We start from the raw sequence: 21,002 nt of genomic DNA, 5'->3' as shown, positions 1-21,002 counted from the left end.
CGAGAACCTTGTTGACAGCCCCCGGCACCACCGTTAAATCCCGCCTCCACGACACCTGCCCAGGTGGCGGAATTGGTAGACGCGCTAGCTTCAGGTGCTAGTGTCTGTATGGACGTGGAGGTTCGAGTCCTCTCCTGGGCACCATAGAAAGCCCCCGGCAATCATAGCAATATGGTTCCGGGGGCTTTCTTGTTTTCGGGGGTCTGTGAGCAGAACGGACCAGCGTCGCCGAGCGCCTGTCAGTGATTAGATCGGCCGCCCCAAACCCCACGAAAACTGTGCGTCGCGCGCGGCGCGGGGCGGGGGGGAGCCCGCGCGGGCGATGGCTCCATTTCCGGGCAGTTGGTTCCAACATCCTTGTCGATCCAGCACAATCCGCCGTTCCCGATTGCAGAGCGCCGCGGGACGACTACCCTCCCTCCTGACGCGCCCTCACCGTTTGGAGACAATATGCCCGCTGATCCCGCCACTGAGCCTGCCGTGCCCGCCAAGGCCGGTGCCCCTTATGATCTGTTCATTATCGGGGGTGGCATCAACGGGTGCGGGATTGCGCGGGACGCGGCAGGGCGCGGCTTGCGCGTCGGGCTGGCAGAGATGGGGGATCTGGCGCAGGCGACATCGTCGGCCTCGACCAAGCTGTTTCACGGCGGGCTGCGCTACCTAGAGTTTTTCGAGTTCCGACTGGTGCGAGAGGCACTGATCGAGCGGGAGACGCTGCTGCGGGCCATGCCGCATATCAGCTGGCCCATGCGATTCGTGCTGCCCTATCATCCCGATATGCGGTTCGAGGGGGAAAACCCGGCGTCCCGATTGCTGCGCCGGGTCATGCCGTGGAGGGAAGGCCGACGTCCGGCATGGATGATCCGGTTCGGGCTCTTTCTCTATGATACGCTTGGCGGGCGAAAGATCCTGCCGGGCACGCGCACGCTGGATCTGACGCGGGCGCCGGAGGGCGCGGTGCTCGAAGATCGTTTTGCGAAGGCCTACGAATATTCCGACTGCTGGGTGCAGGATTCCCGGCTGGTCGTGCTCAATGCGCGGGATGCCGCCGCGCGGGGCGCACGCATCATGACCCGGGCCAAGGTTCAATCCGCCCGGCGCGAGGGCGGGGTGTGGGTCATCGACATCGACACGGCCGACGGGCCCGAACAGGTCACCGCGCGTGCGCTCGTCAATGCGGGCGGGCCATGGGTGGGCGACATTATTCACGGCACGATCGGGCTGAACAGTTCCGAAGGCGTGCGGCTGGTGCGTGGGAGCCATATCGTGACCCGCAGGCTTTTTGAGCATGACAAGGCGTATTTCTTCCAAGGCACGGACGGGCGGATCATCTTTGCCATCCCTTACGAGGAAGATTTCACGCTGATCGGCACCACCGATTCGGATCACGACGGGGATCCGGCTCAGGCGGAATGCACCCCGGAAGAGCGCGATTACCTGTGTCGGTTCGCGTCCGAGTATTTCAGAACGCCCGTGACGCCCGACGATGTGGTCTGGACCTATTCCGGCGTGCGGCCGCTTTATGATGACGGGGCCAAATCCGCGACCGCCGCGACCCGCGAATATGTGCTGTCGCTTGATGCTGGCGATGGTGCGGCGCTGCTGAATGTGTTCGGCGGCAAAATCACCACTTATCGGCGGCTGGCGGAGGCCGCGCTGCGCAAACTTGCGCCGCATCTGCCGCAGGTCGGCTCACCCTGGACCGCGGGCGCGCCGTTGCCCGGTGGTAATTTCCCGGTCGATGCGGTGGCCCCGCTGACCCGGGCCTTGCAGGCCGATTATCCATTCCTGACCCCCGCTTGGGCGCGGCGGATGATGCGCGCCTACGGGCTGGAGGCGCGCGAAATCCTTGGCAAGGCGCGCGTGGCCGAGGATCTGGGGGAGCATTACGGGGGCACGCTGACGGAGGCGGAACTGTCATGGCTTATCCGGCGGGAATGGGCGCGCACCGCCGATGACGTGCTGTGGCGTCGTTCCAAACTGGGCCTGCGCCTGACGGATGCGGAAATCGACGCCCTGCATGCGCGCATGGCGCAAAGCGGCACTGCTCCGGTCTAGGCGGCGGATGCGGGGCGGATGCGGCGCGAGGGCCGGTCACAACCGCGCGGGGGCAGGGGGTCTGGGCGCGCATACCCCTTTTGTTTCACGGTCCCATGCGATAGACGGCGCGGGTTCGTAACGCGAAAGGAGGCCCCTATGGGCTATAAGGTCGTTGTCGCGGGTGCCACGGGTAATGTGGGCCGCGAAATGCTCAACATCCTGGCCGAGCGCCAGTTTCCGGTAGATGAGATCGTCGCTCTGGCGAGCCGCAAGTCGCTGGGAACAGAGGTGAGCTTTGGCGACAAGACCCTCAAGACGAAGGATCTCGACACGTTCGACTTCGAAGGCTGGGACATGGCGCTGTTCGCCATCGGCTCCGACGCCACGAAAGTCTACGCGCCGAAGGCTGCTGCCGCTGGCTGCGTCGTGATCGATAACTCGTCGCTCTATCGCTATGATCCGCAGGTGCCGCTGATCGTGCCGGAAGTGAACCCGGACGCGATCGAGGGCTATCGCGAGAAAATGATCATCGCCAACCCCAACTGCTCCACCGCGCAGATGGTCGTCGCGCTGAAGCCGCTGCATGACCGCGCCCGGATCAAGCGCGTCGTCGTGTCCACCTATCAGTCGGTGTCCGGGTCCGGGAAAGCCGCGATTGATGAGCTGTGGAACCAGACCAAGGGCATGTATGTCCCCGGTCAGGAAGTCGCGCCGAGCGTCTACCCCAAGCAGATCGCGTTCAACGTGATCCCGCATATCGATGTCTTCCTCGATGACGGCTCCACCAAGGAAGAGTGGAAGATGGTCGCCGAGACCAAGAAGATCGTCGATACCTCGATCAAGGTCACCGCGACCTGTGTCCGCGTGCCGGTGTTCGTCAGCCACTCGGAATCGATCAATATCGAGTTCGAAGAGTTCCTCGACGAGGACGAAGCCCGCGACATCCTGCGCGAGGCTCCGGGCATCATGGTCGTCGATAAACGCGAAGATGGCGGCTACATCACCCCTATCGAAGCCGTCGGAGACTTTGCGACCTATATCAGCCGCATCCGGCAGGACAGCACCATCGAGAACGGTCTGAACCTGTGGTGCGTCAGCGACAACCTGCGCAAAGGCGCGGCGTTGAACGCTGTTCAGATCGCCGAGCTTTTGGGCAAACGCATTCTGAAGAAAGGCTGAGCCTTCGGCACAGGCCCGACCGCCGAGGCGGTCCATGATCCATATTCCGGGCCGGGCGATTGCAATTCGTCCGGCCCGGCCTTATCTCGGGCCGCAACTCCGCGGCAGCAAGGCAGCGTCATGAACTGGATTTCCAATTTCGTCCGGCCCAAGATTAACTCGCTTTTCTCGCGCCGTGAGGTGCCCGAGAACCTGTGGCGCAAGTGTCCCGAATGCGGCACGATGCTGTTTCACCGAGAATTGACGGACAATCTAAATGTCTGTTCCAACTGCGATCACCACATGGTGCTGACGCCCCGCGCGCGGTTTGCCGATCTGTTCGATGGCGGCGTGTTCACCGAGGTGAAAGTGCCCGCGCCGGTGGCCGATCCGCTGCATTTCCGCGATCAGAAGCGCTACCCGGATCGGCTTAAGGCCGCGCAGAAAAACACGGGCGAGCCTGAGGCCATGCTGGTGGCCGAGGGCGAGATGGGTCGCACGCCGATTGTCGCCGCGGCACAGGATTTTTCGTTCATGGCAGGCTCGATGGGGGCCTATGTCGGCAACGCCATCATCGCTGCCGCCGAACGCGCGGTGAAGCTGAAGCGCCCGCTGATCCTGTTTTCCGCCGCCGGTGGCGCGCGCATGCAGGAAGGGATCCTGTCGCTGATGCAGATGCCGCGCACCACGGTTGCGGTCGAGATGCTGAAGGAAGAAGGTCTGCCCTACATCGTGGTGCTGACCGATCCCACCACGGGCGGCGTCACCGCGTCCTACGCGATGCTGGGCGATGTCCATATCGCGGAGCCCAACACGCTGATCTGCTTTGCCGGACCGCGCGTGATCGAACAGACCATCCGTGAAAAGCTGCCCGAAGGCTTCCAGCGGGCGGAATACCTGCTCGATCACGGGATGCTGGACCGGGTTATTCACCGCAAACAGATGCGCGACGAACTGATCCGCATCGTGCGTATGCTGATGGGCCTGCCTCCTGCGGTCGCCGGTGATCTGCCAGCCCCGGATGAGGCAGACGCCGCCGCGCTGCCGCCCGCGGACAGCACCGCCCCCGCGGATGGTGGCAAAGCTACGGTCGCACCCGAAGCGAAGCCCGCACCGGGGGCCGCGACCGTCGCTCCCGCCGATGCGAAGGCGCCGGGCAAAGCACAGGCTGCCGCAACCACCCCTCCGACCAAATCGACCTGAGCCGACAGCGGTGCCCTGATCGGGGCGCCGCGCTGCGACGGCCCGCAACACGGATGGTGACGCGGCCATGACCCGACCCGACAGTGCTGCGCTGCGTGCGCGGATGATGACCCTGCACCCGGCCGAGATGGATCTCTCGCTGGATCGGGTGCACCGGCTGCTGACGACCTTGGGCAACCCTGAACGCAACCTGCCGCCGGTCGTCCATATCGCGGGCACGAACGGGAAGGGCTCGACCCTCGCCATGCTGCGCGCGGGGCTGGAGGCGGCGGACCAACGGGTGCATGCCTATACCTCCCCCAATCTTGTGCGGTTTAACGAACGCATCCGGCTGGCCGGGGCGGAGATCGACGAGCCGACGCTTGTCGATGTCCTGTCGGATACGCTTAATGCCAATGGCGCGGCTGAAATCACTTATTTCGAGGCCACGACCATTGCGGCGTTCCTCGCGTTCTCGCGCGTCCCTGCGGATACGCTGCTGCTGGAGGTCGGGCTGGGCGGACGGCTGGACGTTACCAATGTGATCGAGGCGCCGCAGCTGACTGTCATCACGCCCGTGTCCTACGATCATCAGGATTTTCTGGGCGACACGCTGGCGCAAATCGCGGCGGAAAAGGCAGGCATCCTCAAGCGCGGCGTGCCCTGCGTGCTGGGCCCGCAGGAAGACGAGGCGCTGGAGGTGATCGAACAGCACGCCGCCCGGCTGGGCGTGCCGCTGCTGGCACATGGGCAGCATTGGCACGTTTGGGAGGAACGCGGTCGGCTGGTGTTTCAGGATGAAACCGGTCTGCTGGATCTACCGATGCCAGTGCTGCGCGGTCCGCATCAGATCATGAACGCGGGCACAGCTCTCGCGGCTCTGCGCCATCTGGGCCATGATGAACCCGCTTGCGCAGCCGCCATTACGCGCGCCGAATGGCCCGCGCGGATGCAGCGTTTGCGGACCGGCCCGCTGGTCGCGGCCGCACCGGGTGTGGAACTCTGGCTGGACGGGGGGCACAACATCGCTGCTGGCGCTGCTCTGGCGGAAACGCTCCGCGCGATGCCCGCGCGCCCGACGCATTTGATCTGCGGTATGCTCGATAACAAGGACTGCGCCGGGTTTCTCGCCGCGCTTGCGCCGCTGGTGAGGGGGTTGCAGGCCGTCGGTATTCCCGACACCGCCCACGCCGCCCGACCCGAGGACATTGTCTGCGCCGCGGAGGCGAACGACATTCCCGCCGAAACCGCCCCCTCGGTCGCCGAGGCGCTGGCGCGTATCATCGCCGCGCAGCCCGATGCGCGCGTGCTGATCTGCGGATCGCTGTATCTGGCAGGGCATGTGCTGACCGAGAACGGCTGACCGCCGAGGTCGGCGAACCGCCGCGCTCAGCGCTTGAAAGGTTTCATCCCGGCGCGGGCCAATTCATCGGCGCGTTCGTTTTCCGGATGTCCCGCATGCCCCTTGATCCACTGCCATTCGACTTGATGACGTGTCTGGGCTTCGTCCAGCCGCTGCCACAGATCGACATTCTTCACCGGCTTGCGGGTCGAGGTTTTCCAGCCGTTGCGCTTCCAGCCGTGAATCCAGCCGGTGACGCCGTTCTTGACGTAGGCGCTGTCCGTGACGACCGTGATGACAGACGCCCGTGACAGGCTTTCCAGCGCGGAAATCGCCGCCATCAACTCCATCCGGTTGTTGGTGGTGTCAGGCTCGCCACCTTTCAATTCGCGCTCTTTGAGGATGGTTTCCCCATCCTTGGCGATCAGCAGCGCACCCCAGCCGCCGGGGCCGGGATTGCCGGAGCAAGCTCCGTCGGTATAGGCGAGTATCTTGGTCATGGGGATGCGATACGGCAGGGCCGCACCGGGGGCAAGCCGCAGTGCAGCGGCACATGCAAAAGGCGCGCGGGTGGCCGCGCGCCTTCGGTGTCATACAGGTCTGAAACGAGATGCCGCTTAGGCGTCAATCGTCTGAGCCGTGGCCTCGGAATTGCCTTTTGCAATCTCGATGCGGCGGGGTTTCAGTGCCTCGGGCACTTCCTTCACCAGTTCGATATGCAGCATCCCGTCGACATGGGTCGCGCCGGTGACGCGGACATGATCGGCCAGATGGAACCGACGCTCGAACGCGCGGGTGGCGATGCCGCGATGCAGATAGGTCTTCTGCTCTTCGGCCTCGGCCTTGCGGGCGGACACGACAAGCGCGCTGTCCTTCACCTCGACGTTGAGGTCAGCCTCAGCAAAGCCCGCGACGGCTACCGAAATCCGGTAAGCGTTCTCGTCGGTCTTTTCGATGTTGTAGGGGGGATAGGTCGGCTGGGCCACATCGGCGGCCAGAACCCGATCCATCAGGTCGGCCACCCGGTCGAAACCGACAGTGGCACGGTAAAGCGGGGCAAGATCGTAACTACGCATATTCATCCTCCGAAAAGCGATGCAAGTGGGGGCGACTTCCATATGAGGACAGCCGCCAATCCGTGTTCACCGGACCCGTCATTGGCGTCCGATGAGGCATAGTTGGGGAGCGTGCGCAGGGCTTTCAAGAGGAATGGTAAAGCGAGATCACGCATTCGTGACAGCCGCGCAACCCGTGTCAGGGCTTTAGAAATTTCGCCCCGATATCAGCCTTGCGGATGGTTTGGGGCGTGTCGAATGCAGCGCGTAGTTCCGCAAGCGGCCGCGCCAGATCCACGCCAAGCGCCACGGGCATGCCCCCGATCGCGGCCTTGGCCGAGACGACAGATGCGATCTGCATCCCGTCGCGGGCGGCTACGAAAACCGGGGCGCCGGAGGCCCCAAAATTCACGGCGCAGTCGATCATTGCGACACCGTCGCGCTGTTCTAGCACATGGCACACGTCTTGCAAGGACGGTGCCTCCGACCGGCCCTGCGCGTAGGAGACAAGTTCCACCTCAGCGCCCGTGGTCAGGGCCGTCGCTGTGTCAAACGGCACGATGCGATTGGAGCGGATCGGCTGATCCAGTTGCAACAGCGCCAAATCATGAGCGATGCGTGCAAGCCGGTCATCATGCAGGTTGATGAAATCCGGATGCACGACAGCGCGCCGCACCCCGCGATAGGCCTCGGCCCGGCCATTGCGCCACCCTGCACGGAAGGTCATGCGCGCCGGGTCAATTGGGGCGTCGCCTTGCGCGTCAAACAGGCAATGCGCGGCGGTCAGCACCAGATCGGGTGCGATAAGTGCCCCGGTACAGAACCCCGCGCCCGCCATGTCGATCCGCCCCACGGCTTCCCAGCCGCGCCCGTCATCGCCGGTGTCGAGCCGTTGAATGTCGTCCCCCGCGCTGAGCGGTGCCGCAAGGCTCAACAGCGCAAGGGTCAGGCTGAACAGGCGGCGCAGGGCAGAGGGTAGGCGCAGTGGCATGGGGGCGGCTCCGGTCGTGTCGCCCACAGGGTTAACCGCCGCTTGAGGCCGAATTGCGGCGGCAACCGTCTGGGTTCTGGGCAGCGGCGCTGCGCCGGGATCAGGTGGCCTCCGCCGCTGCGATCTTGGCCGGTTTCGGCCCGCCCGTCGCCCAGTCCAACAATTCGACCGTATGCACCACCGGCACGCCCGCGCCGCCCGCCAGTTGCATCATGCAACCGATATTTCCGGCTGCGATCACCTGCGGGGCCGTGGCGCGCAGGGTGTCGAGCTTACGCGCCTTTAGCGCCTGCGACAGCTCCGGCTGCATCAGGTTATAGGTGCCTGCCGAGCCGCAGCACAAATGTCCGTCCGCAGGCGTCGCGACGGCAAAGCCCGCCTGCGCCAAGAGTGCCTTTGGCGCGTCCGTGACCCGCTGTCCGTGCTGAAGCGAACAGGCGGCATGATATGTGACGCGTAGGCCGCGCGGTGCGTCAGAGGCAGAGGTAGGGACAGGGGCAATCTCCGGAAGGCCGATGCGTGCGATCAGTTCGGTCACATCCACGGCCAGCGCCGCAACCCGCGCGGCATCGCCCGCCAAGGGATCGTTGCGGAACATGTGCCCGTAATCCTTCACCGTGGTGCCGCAGCCGGACGTGTTGATGACGATCGCGTCCAATCCGTCCCCGTCGATCTCGCGGGTCCATGCCCGGATATTGGCGGCGGCGGAGCCATGCGCCTCGGCCTCGCGCCCCATGTGGTGGGTAAGCGCGCCGCAGCAGCCCGCGCCCTGCGCCACCACCACTTCGCAGCCCAGCCGCCGCAACAGGCGAATGGTCGCGTCGTTGATATCGGTGTCGAGCGCCTTTTGCGCGCAGCCGGTCAGCAGTGCCACGCGCATCCGCCGGGGCGTGGTCGCGGTGAACGTCTGTGGATCGTCGTTGCGGCTGACAGGTGGGATCTGGCGCGGGGCCATGTCCAGCATGGCGCGCAGGCGGGCGTCCGGCATCAGAAACCTGAAGGGCCGCCCGATCTTCGCCCCCAGCAGCGCCAGCCGGAAGCGCGACGGATAGGGCAGCACCCGCGCCAGCATCCAGCGCAGGGCCCGGTCGCGCCATGGGCGGCGATAGGTGGCCTCGATATGCGCGCGGGCGTGATCGACCAGATGCATGTAATGCACGCCCGAAGGGCAGGTGGTCATGCAGGCCAGACAGGACAGGCAGCGGTCCACGTGTTTGACGGTTTTTTCGTCTGCCGGACGGCCGCTCTCCAGCATGTCCTTGATCAGGTAAATTCGTCCGCGCGGACTGTCGAGTTCATCGCCCAGCACCTGATAGGTTGGGCAGGTTGCGGTGCAGAAGCCGCAATGCACACATGCCCGCAGAATTTCGTTCGACCGTGCGGTGGCCGGATCGGCCAGCTGTTCGGGGGTGAATTGCGTCTGCATCAGCGGGTTCCTTGCGCCGGGCCCATGGCGCCGGGGTTGAGCAGGCCGCGCGGATCGAAGCGGGCCTTGATCCCGGCCGAGAGCGCGGCGATGGCGGCGGGTTCGGGGTGCAGCCGGGAAATGCCATCCGCCGCATCACCGCGCACCCGTGTGGCATGCCCGGCAAAGGAGGCGAGAGGCGCACGAAGGTCGGTGCCCGGCGGCACCGCGACCCAGATCAGTCCGCCGCCCCAGTCCAGCCGCAGCGCCGCGCGTTCGGGCATACGGGCGGCCAGCGCGGGCGCGTCTGAGGGTTTTACCGACACGCGCCAAACATCGTCCGCCCCGCGCGGTCTACCCTGAGCCCAGCCTGTCACGTCGCGGATCGGTGTCCAGTCGAACCCCTCGCGCTGCTCCGCCGTGCCGTAGGGGGTGAGCGCCTCCGCCAGCCGCCCGGCGCGATAGGCGACGGAGCTTGCCTGCCCTTCGATCCGGAGCAACGTTTCGTCCGTGTCAGGCAAATGCGCCGCGCCCGTGACCTCGAACGGGGACCCCAGACCTGCCGACAGGGCCTCCACCGCGCGGTCCACGTCCAGCCCGTGCAATACGAGCGTGGCGGAGGTTTCGGGGCGCGGCAGAACCTTTAGGCTGACCTCGCTCAGCACGCCGAGCGTGCCCCATGAGCCTGCAAGCAGCTTCACCAGATCGTAGCCGGTGACGTTCTTCATCACCCGCCCGCCATTGGAAATCACCCGTCCCATCCCATCGACGAAGCGCACGCCCAGCAGGAAATCCCGCGCCGCGCCGACCGCGATCCGGCGCGGGCCGCTGGCATTGGCGGCAATCGCCCCGCCCAGTGTCGGAGTGCCGGTGGTGCCCAGCAGCGCGCGCAGGTCCAGCGGCTCGAAGGCCAGCCGCTGCCCTTCGGCGGCGAGCGTCGCTTCGATGTCTTCCAGCGGGGTTCCGGCCTGCGCAACCAGCGTCAATGCGCCGGGTTCGTAAAGGGTGATCCCGCGCAATTCGCTGGTGGATAGCAGCGTGCCCGTGCTGTCTACACCCCGGGTCGCGCCCCCCCGGATGGACAATGGCACGGTGGCCGAGCCGATGATCTGCGCCAGTTCGGCTTCGGAGGTGGGGGTGAGGGGCGCGCTCATGCCGCCCCCCGCAGCCCGCCGCCCTCACGCCGCGAGGCGCTGACCGAGAGGGGGAAAACCTTAGCCGGGTTCAGCAGCCAATGCGGATCGAACACGTCCTTGATCGCCATCTGGGCCTCCAGATCGTCAGCGGTGAATTGATGGGTCATCAGGTCGCGTTTCTCGACGCCGACACCATGTTCGCCGGTCAGGCAGCCGCCTGCTTCGACGCAGAGCTTCAGGATCTCCGCCCCGAGCGCCTCGCAGGTTTCCAGTTGGCCGGGGGTGTTGGCGTCAAACAGGATCAGCGGGTGCATATTGCCGTCGCCCGCATGAAACACATTCGCGACCTTCAGCCCGTATTCATCCGACAACGCGCCGATGCGCCCCAGCACCATAGGCAGGGCGGAAACGGGAATGGTGCCGTCGAGGCACATGTAATCGTTGATCTGCCCCATCGCGCCAAAAGCCGATTTTCGGCCCAGCCAGATCCGCTGGCTTTCTTCGGCGGAACGGCTTTCGCGGATTTCCACCGGATCGTGACGCCGGGCGATGGCGGTGATCTGCGCGAGCTGCTGATCGATTTCGGCCTCCGACCCTTCGACCTCGACAATCAGCAGCGCTTCGCACGCCGGGTAGCCTGCCTTGGCGAAGGCTTCGCAGGCGGTGATGCAGGGGCCATCCATGAATTCGATTGCGACGGGCAACACCCCTGCGCGGATGATGTCGGACACACAGGCACCGGCCACCTCGCTATCGTCAAACCCGATCAGGACCGGGCGCGCGCCTTCGGGTTTGGGCAGGATGCGCAGGGTCGCCTCGGTCACCACGCCAAGCTGTCCCTCTGAGCCGCAGATCAGCCCCAGAAGATCATAGCCCGGCGCATCCAGATGTCCGCCGCCCAGTTCGATGACCTCGCCTGTCATCGTCACCATCGTGACGCCAAGCAGGTTGTTTGTGGTGACGCCGTATTTCAGGCAATGCGCGCCGCCGGAATTCATCGCGATGTTGCCCGCGATGGCACAGGCCAGCTGGCTCGACGGGTCCGGCGCGTAGAAAAAGCCCTGCGCTTCGACCGCACCGGTGACGCTGAGGTTCGTGCGTCCGGTCTGCACCCGGATCAGCCGGTTGGGCAGGTCGGTCTCCAGCACCGCATTCATCCGCGCCACGCCCAGCACCACGCAATCGGCGGTGGGCAATGAGCCACCGGCAAGCGACGTGCCTGCGCCGCGTGGCACGACCGGCACGCCTTCGGCATGACAGATACGCAGGATAGCCGCGACCTCCTCGGTGGTGCGGGGCAAGGCAACGGCCAGCGGCGGGCAGCGATAGGCGGTCAGCGCGTCGCATTCGTAGGCGCGGGTTTCCGTTGGATCGGTGATGATACCGCCCGGCAGCGCGGCCTCCAGCCGTTGCAGGATGTGCGGCGCACGGTCGAGCACCTCGCGGCGCGGCTCAGGCATCTGCATGTCGGTGACCCCTTTCAATTGGTAATTTAATATAACCAAAATCCACAATGGGCAAGGCCACGGCACCGGTCTAGGGTCGCGCGCATGAACTTGCTTGAAAGCCTCACCCATTTCACCTTGCCCGATGCAGTCGGGGTTGTGCTGCTGTTGCTGGCTTGGGTCTGTTCCAGCTGGTGGATCGAGAATCCGCGTCTGCGCAATCTGTCGGTGACGGTGCTGATGCAGCGCTACCGGCAGGACTGGATGCATGAATACGTTACCCGTTCGCCGCGGATCTTTGACGCGACCATCCTGTCGAGCCTGCGGCAGGGAACGACGTTCTTTGCCTCCGCCTGCATGCTGACTTTGGGCGGTGGGCTGGCCTTGATCGGCAATCCGGACCGGCTGACCGGCGTCGCCTCCGACCTGGCGCTGAGCGAGGCCCCGGCCGTGGTGTGGGAGGTCAAGATCCTGCTGGTGCTTCTGTTCGTGGCGCATGCCTTTCTGAAATTCGTCTGGGCGCACCGGTTGTTTGGCTATTGCGCGGTGCTGATGGCGGCGGTGCCCAATGACCCAAAGCACCCGCGCGCCTATCCCCGCGCCGCGCGGGCGGGCCATCTGAATGCCTATGCCGCCAAAAGCTATAACCGCGCCTTGCGATCGATCTATTTCGCCTTGGGCGCGCTGGGCTGGCTGGCTGGCGGCTGGGCGCTGATTATTTCGGCCTGCATCACGATGACGGTGATCTGGCGGCGGGAATTTGCCTCCCGCTCCCGCGCCGCACTACTGGAAGGCGCGGATGCCGCCGAGGTCGCGCCCGGTCCCGGACAAGATCGCCCCGCACCGGGGAACTGAGCGTCACAGGGCCGAGTCGGAGCGGCGCCCGTTGGCCGGGGGTGGTGGACGCCGCGCCCCGCTGCCATTAGGTTCTAACGGTCCGTGACCACGGGCGCTGAAACACCCGCGAACGGAGCATCAATGTCCGACCAGACCCCGCCCGGCTATCAGGTTCTTGCCCGGAAATACCGGCCCCAGACCTTTGCCGATCTGGTGGGGCAGGAGGCGATGGTCCGCACGCTGAAAAACGCCTTTGCCGCCGATCGCATCGCGCAGGCTTTCATCATGACGGGCATTCGCGGCACCGGGAAAACAACGACCGCGCGGATCATCGCCAAGGGTATGAACTGTGTCGGCCCGGATGGCAGCGGCACGCCCACGACCGAACCCTGCGGCGTGTGCGAGCATTGCGTGGCGATTTCCGAGGGGCGTCATGTAGACGTGCTGGAAATGGACGCGGCCTCGAATACCTCGGTCAACGATATCCGGGCTGAGGTGCTCGATACGGTGCATTACGCGCCAGCCTCGGCCCGCTATAAGATTTATATCATCGATGAGGTGCACATGCTCTCGACCAGCGCGTTCAACGCGCTGCTCAAGACGCTGGAAGAGCCGCCCGCGCATGTGAAATTCATCTTTGCCACGACAGAGATTCGCAAAGTGCCGGTGACGGTGCTGTCGCGCTGCCAGCGGTTTGACCTGCGCCGGATCGAGGCGGAACAGATGATCGCCCTGCTGCGCCGGATCGCGGATGCCGAAGGCGGGCAGATCAACGATGCGGCGCTGGCGCTGTTGACGCGGGCGTCGGAAGGTTCGGCGCGGGACGCGACTTCGCTGCTGGATCAGGCGCTGAGCCAAGGGCAGGGCGAAACCGATGCCGAACAGGTGCGCGCCATGCTTGGGCTGGCCGATCGGGGGCGGGTTCTGGACCTGTTTGATCTGGTGATGCGCGGGGACGCGGCGGGGGCCTTGTCGGAACTGTCCGCGCAATATGCCGATGGGGCCGATCCGCTGGCGGTGCTGCGCGATCTGGCGGAGATCTGTCACTGGGTTTCGGTCATCAAGATCACGCCAGAGGCCGCCGAAGACCCGACCGTCGCACCAGAAGAACGCGACCGTGGCCGCCAGATGGCCGAGGCGCTGGCCATGCGGCAATTGTCGCGGCTGTGGCAGATGCTGCTGAAAGCGTTGGAGGAGGTCGCAGCCTCGCCCAATGCGATGATGGCCGCCGAGATGGCGATGATCCGCATGACCCATGTCGCGGACCTGCCCAGCCCCGAAGACCTGATCAAACGGCTGCAAAGCCTGCCAGTGCCCGCGCCCGGCGATGGCCCCGGCCCGTCAGGCGGCGGTGGTGGCGGCGGGGTGCGTGGCACGGGTGCAGGGGCGCAGGCGGGCATGCAGACCAGTCCGGCGCAGGCAGCGGGCCGTGTGGCGCCGCCGCCGTCCGCGCCCGCAGGCACGCCGATGGGGCGTGGTGGTCCCGCAGCCGCCGTCGCGCTTCAGCCCGAAGAGGCGCTTGCCCGCTATCATAGCTTCGAGGCGATGGTGGAATTGATCCGTCAGAACCGTGATGTGAAATTGCTGGTCGAGGTCGAAACCACCCTGCGGCTGATTAGCTACAGCCCCGGCCGCATCGAATTCCAGCCGACCCCCGACGCGCCGCGTGACCTTGCGCAGCGTCTGGGCGCGCGGCTTCAGGGCTGGACCGGCGCACGCTGGGCGGTGTCGGTCGCGGCGGAGGGCGGTGGCGAAACCATCGCCGAGGTGCGTGATGCAGCCGAACTGGCCGCGCGCGAGGAAGCCCGCAATCACCCGCTGGTCGCAGCCGTTCTGGCCGCGTTCCCGGGCGCCGAAATCACCGAAATACGGACCCCGACCGAGATCGAGACCGACGCCGCGCAGGACGCGCTGCCGGAGGTCGAGGACGAATGGGATCCGTTCGAGGAAGACTGAACAGAGGATAGCACACATGCTTAAAGGTATGGGCGGACTTGGCGACATGGCCAAGATGATGAAAACCGCCAAGGACATGCAGGCCAAGATGGGCGAACTTCAGGAAGAGCTGGAGCGCACCGTCGTCGTCGGCGAAAGCGGCGCCGGTCTGGTGCGCGCGCGCTGCACCGCCAAGGGCGAATTGACCGGTCTGGAAATCGACCCGTCGATCTTCAATCCCGACGAAAAGGAAGTCGTGGAGGATCTGATCCTTGCCGCGATCAAGGACGCGCAGCAGAAAGCGGCTGCGAAATCCAAAGAAGAGATGTCCAAGCTGACCGAAGGGCTGGGCCTGCCGCCGGGCATGAACCTGCCGTTCTGAGCCGGTCCCGTATCCGTCAGGGCGCGCGAGAGCCTCTGCCGCTAACGCTCGGATATCGATCACGTCAAAGGGCCGGTCCGTAGGGATCGGCCCTTTCGCATGGAGTCAGGGCTTGTTGCCCAGATCCTCGCTTGCGGCGTCGCCGGTGGCAAAATCGCGATGCACAAAGCGTTTATCGCAATAGCCGCATTCCACCCAGCCCCGGTCATGCGGAATGGGCAGCCAGACGCGGGGATGCCCCAGCGCGCCTTCGCTGCCGTCGCAGGCCACCCGCCAGTTGTCGACCACTTCGGTTTCGGGGGCATCGATGGGCATGGGGAGGCTCCGTTCCTGCAGGCTGTTGCGGGCCGTCCGGGCGCCGCGTAGATCGGGCTGCAGGATAGCGATTGCCCTGTCCCGTGCAAGAGCCTGCGGAGCCTGTCCATGCTGGAGCCTCTGACCCCCGATCTACCTGTGTTCCGCCGCCCGTTTCTGCGTCTGCTGCACGAGGCCGCGTCGGCCCTCGGCGGGACGGTCGAGGTGGAGCCTGCGTTTGGTCAGGTAGGGCAGGTGCGGTTGCCGGGGCGTCCGCCACGGCTGTTCCGGGGGGCGGCGCTGGGGCTGAATTCCGACGCGGCGGCGGCATGGGCCCGGGACAAGGATCACTGCGCCCGGCGGTTGCGCGCAGCGGGCGTGTCGGCCCCCGATGGGGTGGTGCTGTCTGCGCCCCGGTTCCGCGCGGCGCTGGCCCGGCACAATCCGGGGGCGGCTGCCGCCCTGCCGGACCCTGCGACCGATGCACGACACTTTGCCGAGGAGGCCGGGTGGCCGGTATGGCTGAAGCCGTTGCAGGGCGCGGCCGGAGAAGGCGTCATGCGGATCGATCGGGCGGAGGATCTGGAGCGTGGGCTGGAGGCTGGCTTTGCCCATGCCGACCAATTGCGGCTGGAAGCGACGCTGCCGGGACGCGATCTGCGGGTGAACGTGCTGCGCGGTGCGGTCGTCGCCGCCTTTGCGCGCCGCCCGGCGGAGGTGGTGGGCGACGGGCGCAGCGATGTCGCCACCCTGACCGCCCGCTTGCAGCAGGCGCTGCGCGCGCGCCACGGCGGGGTCACTTTGTCGGTGCCGGAGGGGCAGGGGTCACGGGTGCTGGCCGTGGGCGAATGTCTGGCGCTGAGCGCCGCCGCCAATCTAACCACCGGGGGCACGTTGGAGGATCTGATTGATCGCCTTCCGCAAAATTGCGCCGCGTTGGCGATCCGGGCGGCGGAGGTGCTGGGCCTTGAGTGGGCCGGGGTCGATCTGATGGTGGCGGAGAACCGGCCTGCGGTGCTGGAGGTCAACGCGGCGCCGGGGCTGGAATATTACGCCAGCCACGGGCCCGAGCAGTGGGCGCGTGCGCGCGGTATTCTCATCCGCGCGCTGGAGGGATGAGCCTCAGTCCCGTGCCAGCAGCGGCCCCAACGGACGTCCGCCGACGACATGGGCATGTAGATGCGGCACTTCCTGTCCCGAATGCAGTCCGGAATTGAACAGGACCCGGTAGCCATCCTTGCCGTCGCCGGGGCAAAGACCGGTCATGCGGCAGACCTCGGCCACGGCCCGGGTGAAATCGAGGATCTCGGCCTCGCTCGCCTCGGCGATGAAGTGATCGTAGCAGACATACGGCCCGCGCGGCAGCACCAGAACATGGGTCGGCGCCTGTGGCGAGATATCGGGGAAGGCAATCGAATGTTCGGTCTCCAGCACCGGCTGGGACGGAATTTCACCGCGCAGAATCTTGGCAAAAATGTTCTGGGGGTCGTAGTCGTAGGGCATTGGGGGCTCCCTCAATCGGTGAACAGGTGATCGGTCTCGGCCAACGCGCGCGCTTGCGGCTCAGGGATGGACAGGAAACGCGCCAGCGGGGCGGTGTTGGTCTCCGCGTCCGCACTTTCACGAATACGCTCGAACAGCGGGAAATTCGCGTCGCGGATCTGATCGCTTTCGTAAACCACATCATAGCGGATTGTGGGCAAGAGCAGGTCAACGGTGTCCTGCGGCGTGTCCGCCCCTGCCAGCCCGACGCGGCGGGCATGGCCCAGCAGGTAGTCATCCGTGAAGTCGCAGTCGATTTCCAGCAAGCGGCAGGTGCAGCGATCGGCGTAGAAATCCTGAATCATGTCGAGCATCGACGGATCGAGACAGATCACCAATCGGTTGCTGCCGTAGTAATCAAACAGCATCCGCAGCAACGCCCGGCGATGGCGGGTGCGCTTTTCCAGCGTGGACTGGATGCCGCCAAGGTCCGGCAGGGGGGTGCTTTCTTCGTTGAACAGATAGTCGATGCATGGCAGGCTGGTGCTTTGGCGGATTTGCTCGACCAAGCGTTTGGCCACATGCCATTTTTTGGAGGTGACGATCAGCAATTCGCGTTCGCGGCCAAGGCTCGCCTCAGTTTCCCAGAAGCGCGGCGCGAATCGGCGCCCGATGCGGCCCCGTTCGGTCAAAAACTTGTAGAGCCGCTTGCCCTCGTTCGAGATCGTGAAATCCGTCCGCCCGGAGAGGTAAAGCTCTCCCAGTCGGGATTTCAGCTCCGTCGCGCCGGGGCTGATCTTACGCGCGAACAGGAAATCTTGGCTTAGCAGCAGATCGTAGTGATCGTTGTAGAACGTCACCGGCATCCCGTAGTCCGAGAACATCAGGAATGTCAGCGTTCGGGTGCGAATTTCATGGTTCGGCACGACATGGCGCACGATGGTCTGGAAGAACGTCTCATCCGGAATCCATGTGGTGCGAAAGAAGCGCATCACGTCGCGCCGCTCTCGGGTGAAGTCGAGCACCCATTCCACGGTGCGCCGCCGCAGGCACCACCATTGCGACCCGATCATGATCTGGAGATCGGCGGGGATGGCACGGGTCAGGCCAAGCTTTTTTTGCAGGTTGAACGCACTGTAGAACAAACCCTTCTGCGTGCGCTCGTTGAAGTAGTGGCGATAGATCAGCCGCTCGGCCTTCATGCCGGTCTTGATCCAGTCGCTTTCGAAATAGTCGAAGCTTTCGATGTAATCGACATCATCGCGGTCAAGCAGTTCGTGGGCGTAATCGGCGGATTTGATCGCCATGCAATCGCCCGACAGCATGTAGAAATGCGTGGCACGGGGGAAGGTTTCGACTGCCGCTTCCACCGCATGCAGGGTGGCCTGAACCAAGGACCACGCCCCCCAGCCGCATTTGATCCGCTTGCGGGCAAAGGTCACATTGGGGTTGTCGGCTAGCGCGGTGCGAATGCGGCGCCAGTCAGCCTCCTTGGCGCGGGCATCGAAATGGATGGCCATGCAGTCACCGGCTTCGGTCAGGCTGCGGGCCTGCGCGATGATCGCGTCGGGGTCCTTGTGACACAGCAGGATGAAGGCGATTTTAGCCATGCGGTAGGGGGGCCTCGCTCAGGTTTCGTGCCCGCAGGGCGCAACAGTCGTTGTGTCCGCAGGGTTTGTTTGCTTTTTTGTGCGAGAAACGACCGGGCGGCAACCAAGAACCCGGATCAGCGGAGGCAGACGGCGATGGGGTTCCCCGGAACGTGGATGACGGAAAGCGAAAGCATGGTGTATCGGGTGGTCCCGAAATGCGCCTGTTCGACCATCGGCCAGATCATGTATTACTCGGATCATGGTGCGTTCTTCGACGGGGACATCCATGACGCCACGGACGGGCTGCACAAATGGGCGCTCGATCACAGTCAGGCCCCGATTGAACGCAATGTGAAGGCGCATGGCTCCTACAGCTTCACCTGTGTGCGCAACCCATACACCCGTATCCTATCGTCGTTTTTCGACAAGATTTGCGGCATTCAGCGCAATGGTCGCCGGTATCGGGGGAATCTCGTTCCGAGTCTTGTGCAGAAATACGGGATCGAAGTGGGTGATCCGGAAACCGGATTCGAATTCGATCAGATCCGCAGCTTCCGCCGCTTTCTGCTGTTCGCACGGGATACCGTTCGGTGGCGGCGCCCGATGGACCCCGACATTCACTGGTCGGCCATGTCGGGGCACATTTCCACGTTCATCGTGAATGGCGGGCGCTACGACAATATCTTCTGGACCGAACGGTTCAATGACGGGATGCAATCGGTTCTGGACGCTGTGGAGACCCCGAAGTCGGTCGATCTGGCAGCGATCCCCCGCTTTAACGAGAGCGAGGGCCACGGGCCCAAGCGGGCGCATCCAGTCGAGGACTATTTCGACGATCTGTCCATGCACCTCGTCTACGAGATGTATAAAAAGGACTTTGTCCTGTTCAAATACGACTTCGAAAACCCCGCCAACAAGATGCCGGTGGGGGAGGTCGATCTGGATGAGGTGCACGCCAAATTAGGCAACTAGGCGGGCGGGAACGCAGGCGGTGCCGGGCCGATCAGCCCAGCAGCCGCCGGGCGATGACCTGCGCCTGAATTTCTGCCGCCCCCTCGAAGATGTTGAGGATGCGGGCATCGCACAGCACACGGCTGATTGCGTATTCTAGCGCAAAGCCGTTGCCGCCGTGAATTTGCAGCCCGTTATCGGCAGCCGCCCATGCCACGCGGGCGCCCAGCAGCTTGGCCATGCCAGCCTCCAGATCGCAGCGGCGGTCGTTATCCTTCTCCCATGCCGAATGGTAGGTCAGTTGCCGCGCGATCATGATTTCCACGGCCATCATCGCCAGCTTGCCTGACACGCGCGGGAAATCGATCAGCGATTTGCCGAACTGCCGCCGCTCCACCGCGTAGCGCATCGTAAGGTCGAGCGCGGATTGCGCGACGCCGATGGCCCGCGCGGCGGTCTGGATGCGAGCGCTCTCGAAGGTCTGCATCAGTTGCTTGAAACCCTGACCCTCGACCCCGCCGAGCAGGTTATCACCGGCGACGCGGAAATTGTCGAAACCCAGTTCGTATTCCTTCATACCCCGATACCCCAGCACTTCGATCTCGCCCCCGGTCATGCCGGGGGTGGGGAAGGGATCGGACTCCGTGCCGGGGGTCTTTTCGGCCAGAAACATCGACAGGCCCCGGTGATCCGTGCTGCCGGGATCGGTCCGCGCCAGCAGGGTCATGACATGGGTGCGCGCGGCGTGGGTGATCCATGTCTTGTTGCCGGTCACGGCGTAGTCGTCACCGTCGCGCACGGCCCGCGTGCGCAGGCTGCCAAGATCAGACCCCGTGTTGGGTTCGGTAAACACGGCGGTAGGTAGGATTTCGCCGCTGGCGATACGGGGCAGCCAGTGCGCTTTCTGCGCGTCGGTGCCGCCGCACAGGATCAACTCCGCCGCGATTTCCGACCGGGTGCCAAGCGACCCGACGCCAATATACCCGCGCGACAGTTCTTCGGACACCACCACCATCGCGGCCTTGGACATGCCGATGCCGCCGAACTCTTCGGGGATCGTCAGGCCAAAAACTCCCATCTCCGCGAGTTCTTCGATGATCTCCATGGGGATCAGGTCATCGCGCAGGTGCCAGCCATGAGCATTGGGTTCGACCCGGTCCTGCGTGTAGCGGCGGAACTGCTCGCGGATCATTTCCAATTCGTCATCGAGCCCGGTGGCCCCGACGGTTACATTGGCGTCCTGCTCCTGCATCAGGGTCACAAGCCTGCTGCGCGCCGCTTGGGTATTGGCCTGCGTGCACAGCGTACGGATTGCGTCGGTGTCGAGCAGGGCGATGCTATCGCTGTCGAGCCCAAGATCGGCAAGCCGCAGCATTTCCCCTTGGCTCATCGGGATGCCGCCCCGGATCTGGGCAAGATATTCGCCAAAGCCGATCTGCAGTAGCAGATGCTCCACCTCGCCAAATTGACCTGCGGTTTGCAGCCGCTCGGCCCAGGCCTGCAACTGCCGCAGGGCCTGCTGGTATGTGGCGAGCCACGCCAACCCGTGTGCGGCATGCTGATGCGCCTCCAGCAGCGCGGGCGATACGCGACCCTCTGCGCTGACCCTGTCGCGCAGCAGCGCGGTGGCCCGGTCCAGCAGCTGTTCGACCGCTGGCAACGCAGCATCCGTCTGCGACAGCAAGTCAGGCAGCAGGGTCGGATGATCGGCAGGGCGGGGCATCGTCTGGCCATCGTGGGGCATTGGTATCTCCGTCAACGGGCGTGCAGAACTG

At 64.9% G+C, this 21,002-nt stretch carries 19 protein-coding genes and 1 tRNA gene; 10 read left to right on the top strand and 10 right to left on the bottom strand.

All coding sequences use genetic code 11. The features are described 5' to 3' along the window. Positions 1 to 57 precede the first annotated feature (57 nt). The 5 genes from CBW24_RS14730 to CBW24_RS14710 all read left to right on the top strand — a co-directional run bounded on the left by CBW24_RS14730 (position 58) and on the right by CBW24_RS14710 (position 5,743). Positions 58 to 144: transfer RNA gene (locus CBW24_RS14730), tRNA-Leu, on the top strand. A 306-nt stretch (positions 145 to 450) separates the two neighbouring features. Beyond that, on the top strand, positions 451 to 2,058 hold the full coding sequence (glpD, locus tag CBW24_RS14725; RefSeq protein ID WP_097374013.1) for a glycerol-3-phosphate dehydrogenase: 1,608 nt from the start codon (positions 451 to 453) through the stop codon (positions 2,056 to 2,058). A gap of 138 nt (positions 2,059 to 2,196) precedes the next feature. Then, positions 2,197 to 3,219 carry an aspartate-semialdehyde dehydrogenase gene (locus CBW24_RS14720; RefSeq protein WP_088662777.1) on the top strand — a complete coding sequence of 341 codons (1,023 nt, stop codon included), beginning with the start codon at positions 2,197 to 2,199 and terminating at the stop codon, positions 3,217 to 3,219. Positions 3,220 to 3,339: 120 nt separating this feature from the next. Next, positions 3,340 to 4,401 carry an acetyl-CoA carboxylase, carboxyltransferase subunit beta gene (gene accD / locus CBW24_RS14715; protein WP_088662776.1) on the top strand — a complete coding sequence of 354 codons (1,062 nt, stop codon included), beginning with the start codon at positions 3,340 to 3,342 and terminating at the stop codon, positions 4,399 to 4,401. 67 nt (positions 4,402 to 4,468) lie between these two features. Then, complete coding sequence (locus CBW24_RS14710) at positions 4,469 to 5,743, top strand: bifunctional folylpolyglutamate synthase/dihydrofolate synthase (RefSeq protein WP_097374012.1); 1,275 nt, start codon at positions 4,469 to 4,471, stop codon at positions 5,741 to 5,743. A gap of 26 nt (positions 5,744 to 5,769) precedes the next feature. On the opposite strand, the gene rnhA is transcribed toward CBW24_RS14710, so the two are convergent. The 6 genes from rnhA to CBW24_RS14680 all read right to left on the bottom strand — a co-directional run bounded on the left by rnhA (position 5,770) and on the right by CBW24_RS14680 (position 11,775). Next, complete coding sequence (gene rnhA / locus CBW24_RS14705; RefSeq protein ID WP_088662774.1) at positions 5,770 to 6,222, bottom strand: ribonuclease HI; 453 nt, start codon at positions 6,220 to 6,222, stop codon at positions 5,770 to 5,772. A 117-nt stretch (positions 6,223 to 6,339) separates the two neighbouring features. Beyond that, positions 6,340 to 6,798: an Hsp20 family protein gene (locus CBW24_RS14700; RefSeq protein ID WP_088662773.1), complete on the bottom strand. Its 459-nt coding sequence runs from the start codon at positions 6,796 to 6,798 to the stop codon at positions 6,340 to 6,342. A 178-nt stretch (positions 6,799 to 6,976) separates the two neighbouring features. Further along, a complete protein-coding gene (locus CBW24_RS14695; protein ID WP_097374011.1) occupies positions 6,977 to 7,768 on the bottom strand; it encodes a trypsin-like serine peptidase in 792 nt (263 codons plus the stop codon). A gap of 100 nt (positions 7,769 to 7,868) precedes the next feature. Then, on the bottom strand, positions 7,869 to 9,194 hold the full coding sequence (gene glcF, locus CBW24_RS14690) for a glycolate oxidase subunit GlcF (protein WP_097374010.1): 1,326 nt from the start codon (positions 9,192 to 9,194) through the stop codon (positions 7,869 to 7,871). Continuing rightward, on the bottom strand, positions 9,194 to 10,327 hold the full coding sequence (locus CBW24_RS14685; protein WP_097374009.1) for an FAD-binding protein: 1,134 nt from the start codon (positions 10,325 to 10,327) through the stop codon (positions 9,194 to 9,196). Before CBW24_RS14685 ends, glcF begins: the two co-directional genes overlap by 1 nt. After that, positions 10,324 to 11,775 carry an FAD-linked oxidase C-terminal domain-containing protein gene (locus tag CBW24_RS14680; RefSeq protein WP_097374008.1) on the bottom strand — a complete coding sequence of 484 codons (1,452 nt, stop codon included), beginning with the start codon at positions 11,773 to 11,775 and terminating at the stop codon, positions 10,324 to 10,326. Before CBW24_RS14680 ends, CBW24_RS14685 begins: the two co-directional genes overlap by 4 nt. 84 nt (positions 11,776 to 11,859) lie before the next feature. Here CBW24_RS14680 and CBW24_RS14675 point away from each other — a divergent pair, with 84 nt between their 5' ends. The 3 genes from CBW24_RS14675 (at position 11,860) to CBW24_RS14665 (ending at position 14,908) form a co-directional block, all read left to right on the top strand. Continuing rightward, on the top strand, positions 11,860 to 12,609 hold the full coding sequence (locus tag CBW24_RS14675) for a DUF599 domain-containing protein (RefSeq protein ID WP_097374007.1): 750 nt from the start codon (positions 11,860 to 11,862) through the stop codon (positions 12,607 to 12,609). A gap of 123 nt (positions 12,610 to 12,732) precedes the next feature. Beyond that, entirely contained in the window at positions 12,733 to 14,547 is a 1,815-nt protein-coding gene (locus tag CBW24_RS14670; RefSeq protein WP_097374006.1) for a DNA polymerase III subunit gamma/tau, read from the top strand. Between the two features lie 16 nt (positions 14,548 to 14,563). Next, on the top strand, positions 14,564 to 14,908 hold the full coding sequence (locus tag CBW24_RS14665) for a YbaB/EbfC family nucleoid-associated protein (protein WP_088662766.1): 345 nt from the start codon (positions 14,564 to 14,566) through the stop codon (positions 14,906 to 14,908). Between the two features lie 105 nt (positions 14,909 to 15,013). Here the strand turns inward: CBW24_RS14665 and CBW24_RS14660 are convergent, their stop codons facing one another. After that, positions 15,014 to 15,223 carry a zinc-finger domain-containing protein gene (locus tag CBW24_RS14660; protein WP_088662765.1) on the bottom strand — a complete coding sequence of 70 codons (210 nt, stop codon included), beginning with the start codon at positions 15,221 to 15,223 and terminating at the stop codon, positions 15,014 to 15,016. 108 nt (positions 15,224 to 15,331) lie between these two features. On the opposite strand from CBW24_RS14660, the gene CBW24_RS14655 reads away from it, so the two are divergent. Further along, the gene (locus tag CBW24_RS14655; RefSeq protein ID WP_097374005.1) at positions 15,332 to 16,321 is read left to right on the top strand and encodes a hypothetical protein; all 990 of its coding nucleotides are present in this window, start codon (positions 15,332 to 15,334) and stop codon (positions 16,319 to 16,321) included. A 3-nt stretch (positions 16,322 to 16,324) separates the two neighbouring features. On the opposite strand, the gene CBW24_RS14650 is transcribed toward CBW24_RS14655, so the two are convergent. Both CBW24_RS14650 and CBW24_RS14645 read right to left on the bottom strand, forming a co-directional pair. Then, positions 16,325 to 16,705, bottom strand: coding sequence for an HIT domain-containing protein (locus CBW24_RS14650; protein ID WP_097374004.1), 381 nt, complete (start codon positions 16,703 to 16,705; stop codon positions 16,325 to 16,327). Positions 16,706 to 16,716: 11 nt separating this feature from the next. Continuing rightward, the gene (locus CBW24_RS14645; RefSeq protein ID WP_097374003.1) at positions 16,717 to 18,294 is read right to left on the bottom strand and encodes a DUF5928 domain-containing protein; all 1,578 of its coding nucleotides are present in this window, start codon (positions 18,292 to 18,294) and stop codon (positions 16,717 to 16,719) included. Between the two features lie 135 nt (positions 18,295 to 18,429). Between CBW24_RS14645 and CBW24_RS14640 the strand changes: the two genes are divergently transcribed. Next, a complete protein-coding gene (locus CBW24_RS14640) occupies positions 18,430 to 19,248 on the top strand; it encodes a sulfotransferase family protein (RefSeq protein WP_097374002.1) in 819 nt (272 codons plus the stop codon). Between the two features lie 31 nt (positions 19,249 to 19,279). Here CBW24_RS14640 and CBW24_RS14635 read toward each other — a convergent pair whose 3' ends face one another. Beyond that, positions 19,280 to 20,971 (bottom strand): acyl-CoA dehydrogenase family protein, encoded by a 1,692-nt coding sequence (locus CBW24_RS14635; RefSeq protein ID WP_097374001.1) that lies wholly within the window; start codon positions 20,969 to 20,971, stop codon positions 19,280 to 19,282. Positions 20,972 to 21,002 lie beyond the last annotated feature (31 nt).

This window comes from Pacificitalea manganoxidans (assembly GCF_002504165.1).
In the GTDB taxonomy this organism is placed as follows: Bacteria; Pseudomonadota; Alphaproteobacteria; order Rhodobacterales; family Rhodobacteraceae; genus Pacificitalea; species Pacificitalea manganoxidans.
The sequence above is the reverse complement of the archived record's forward strand: the minus strand, read 5'-3'. Positions and strand labels throughout refer to the sequence as shown.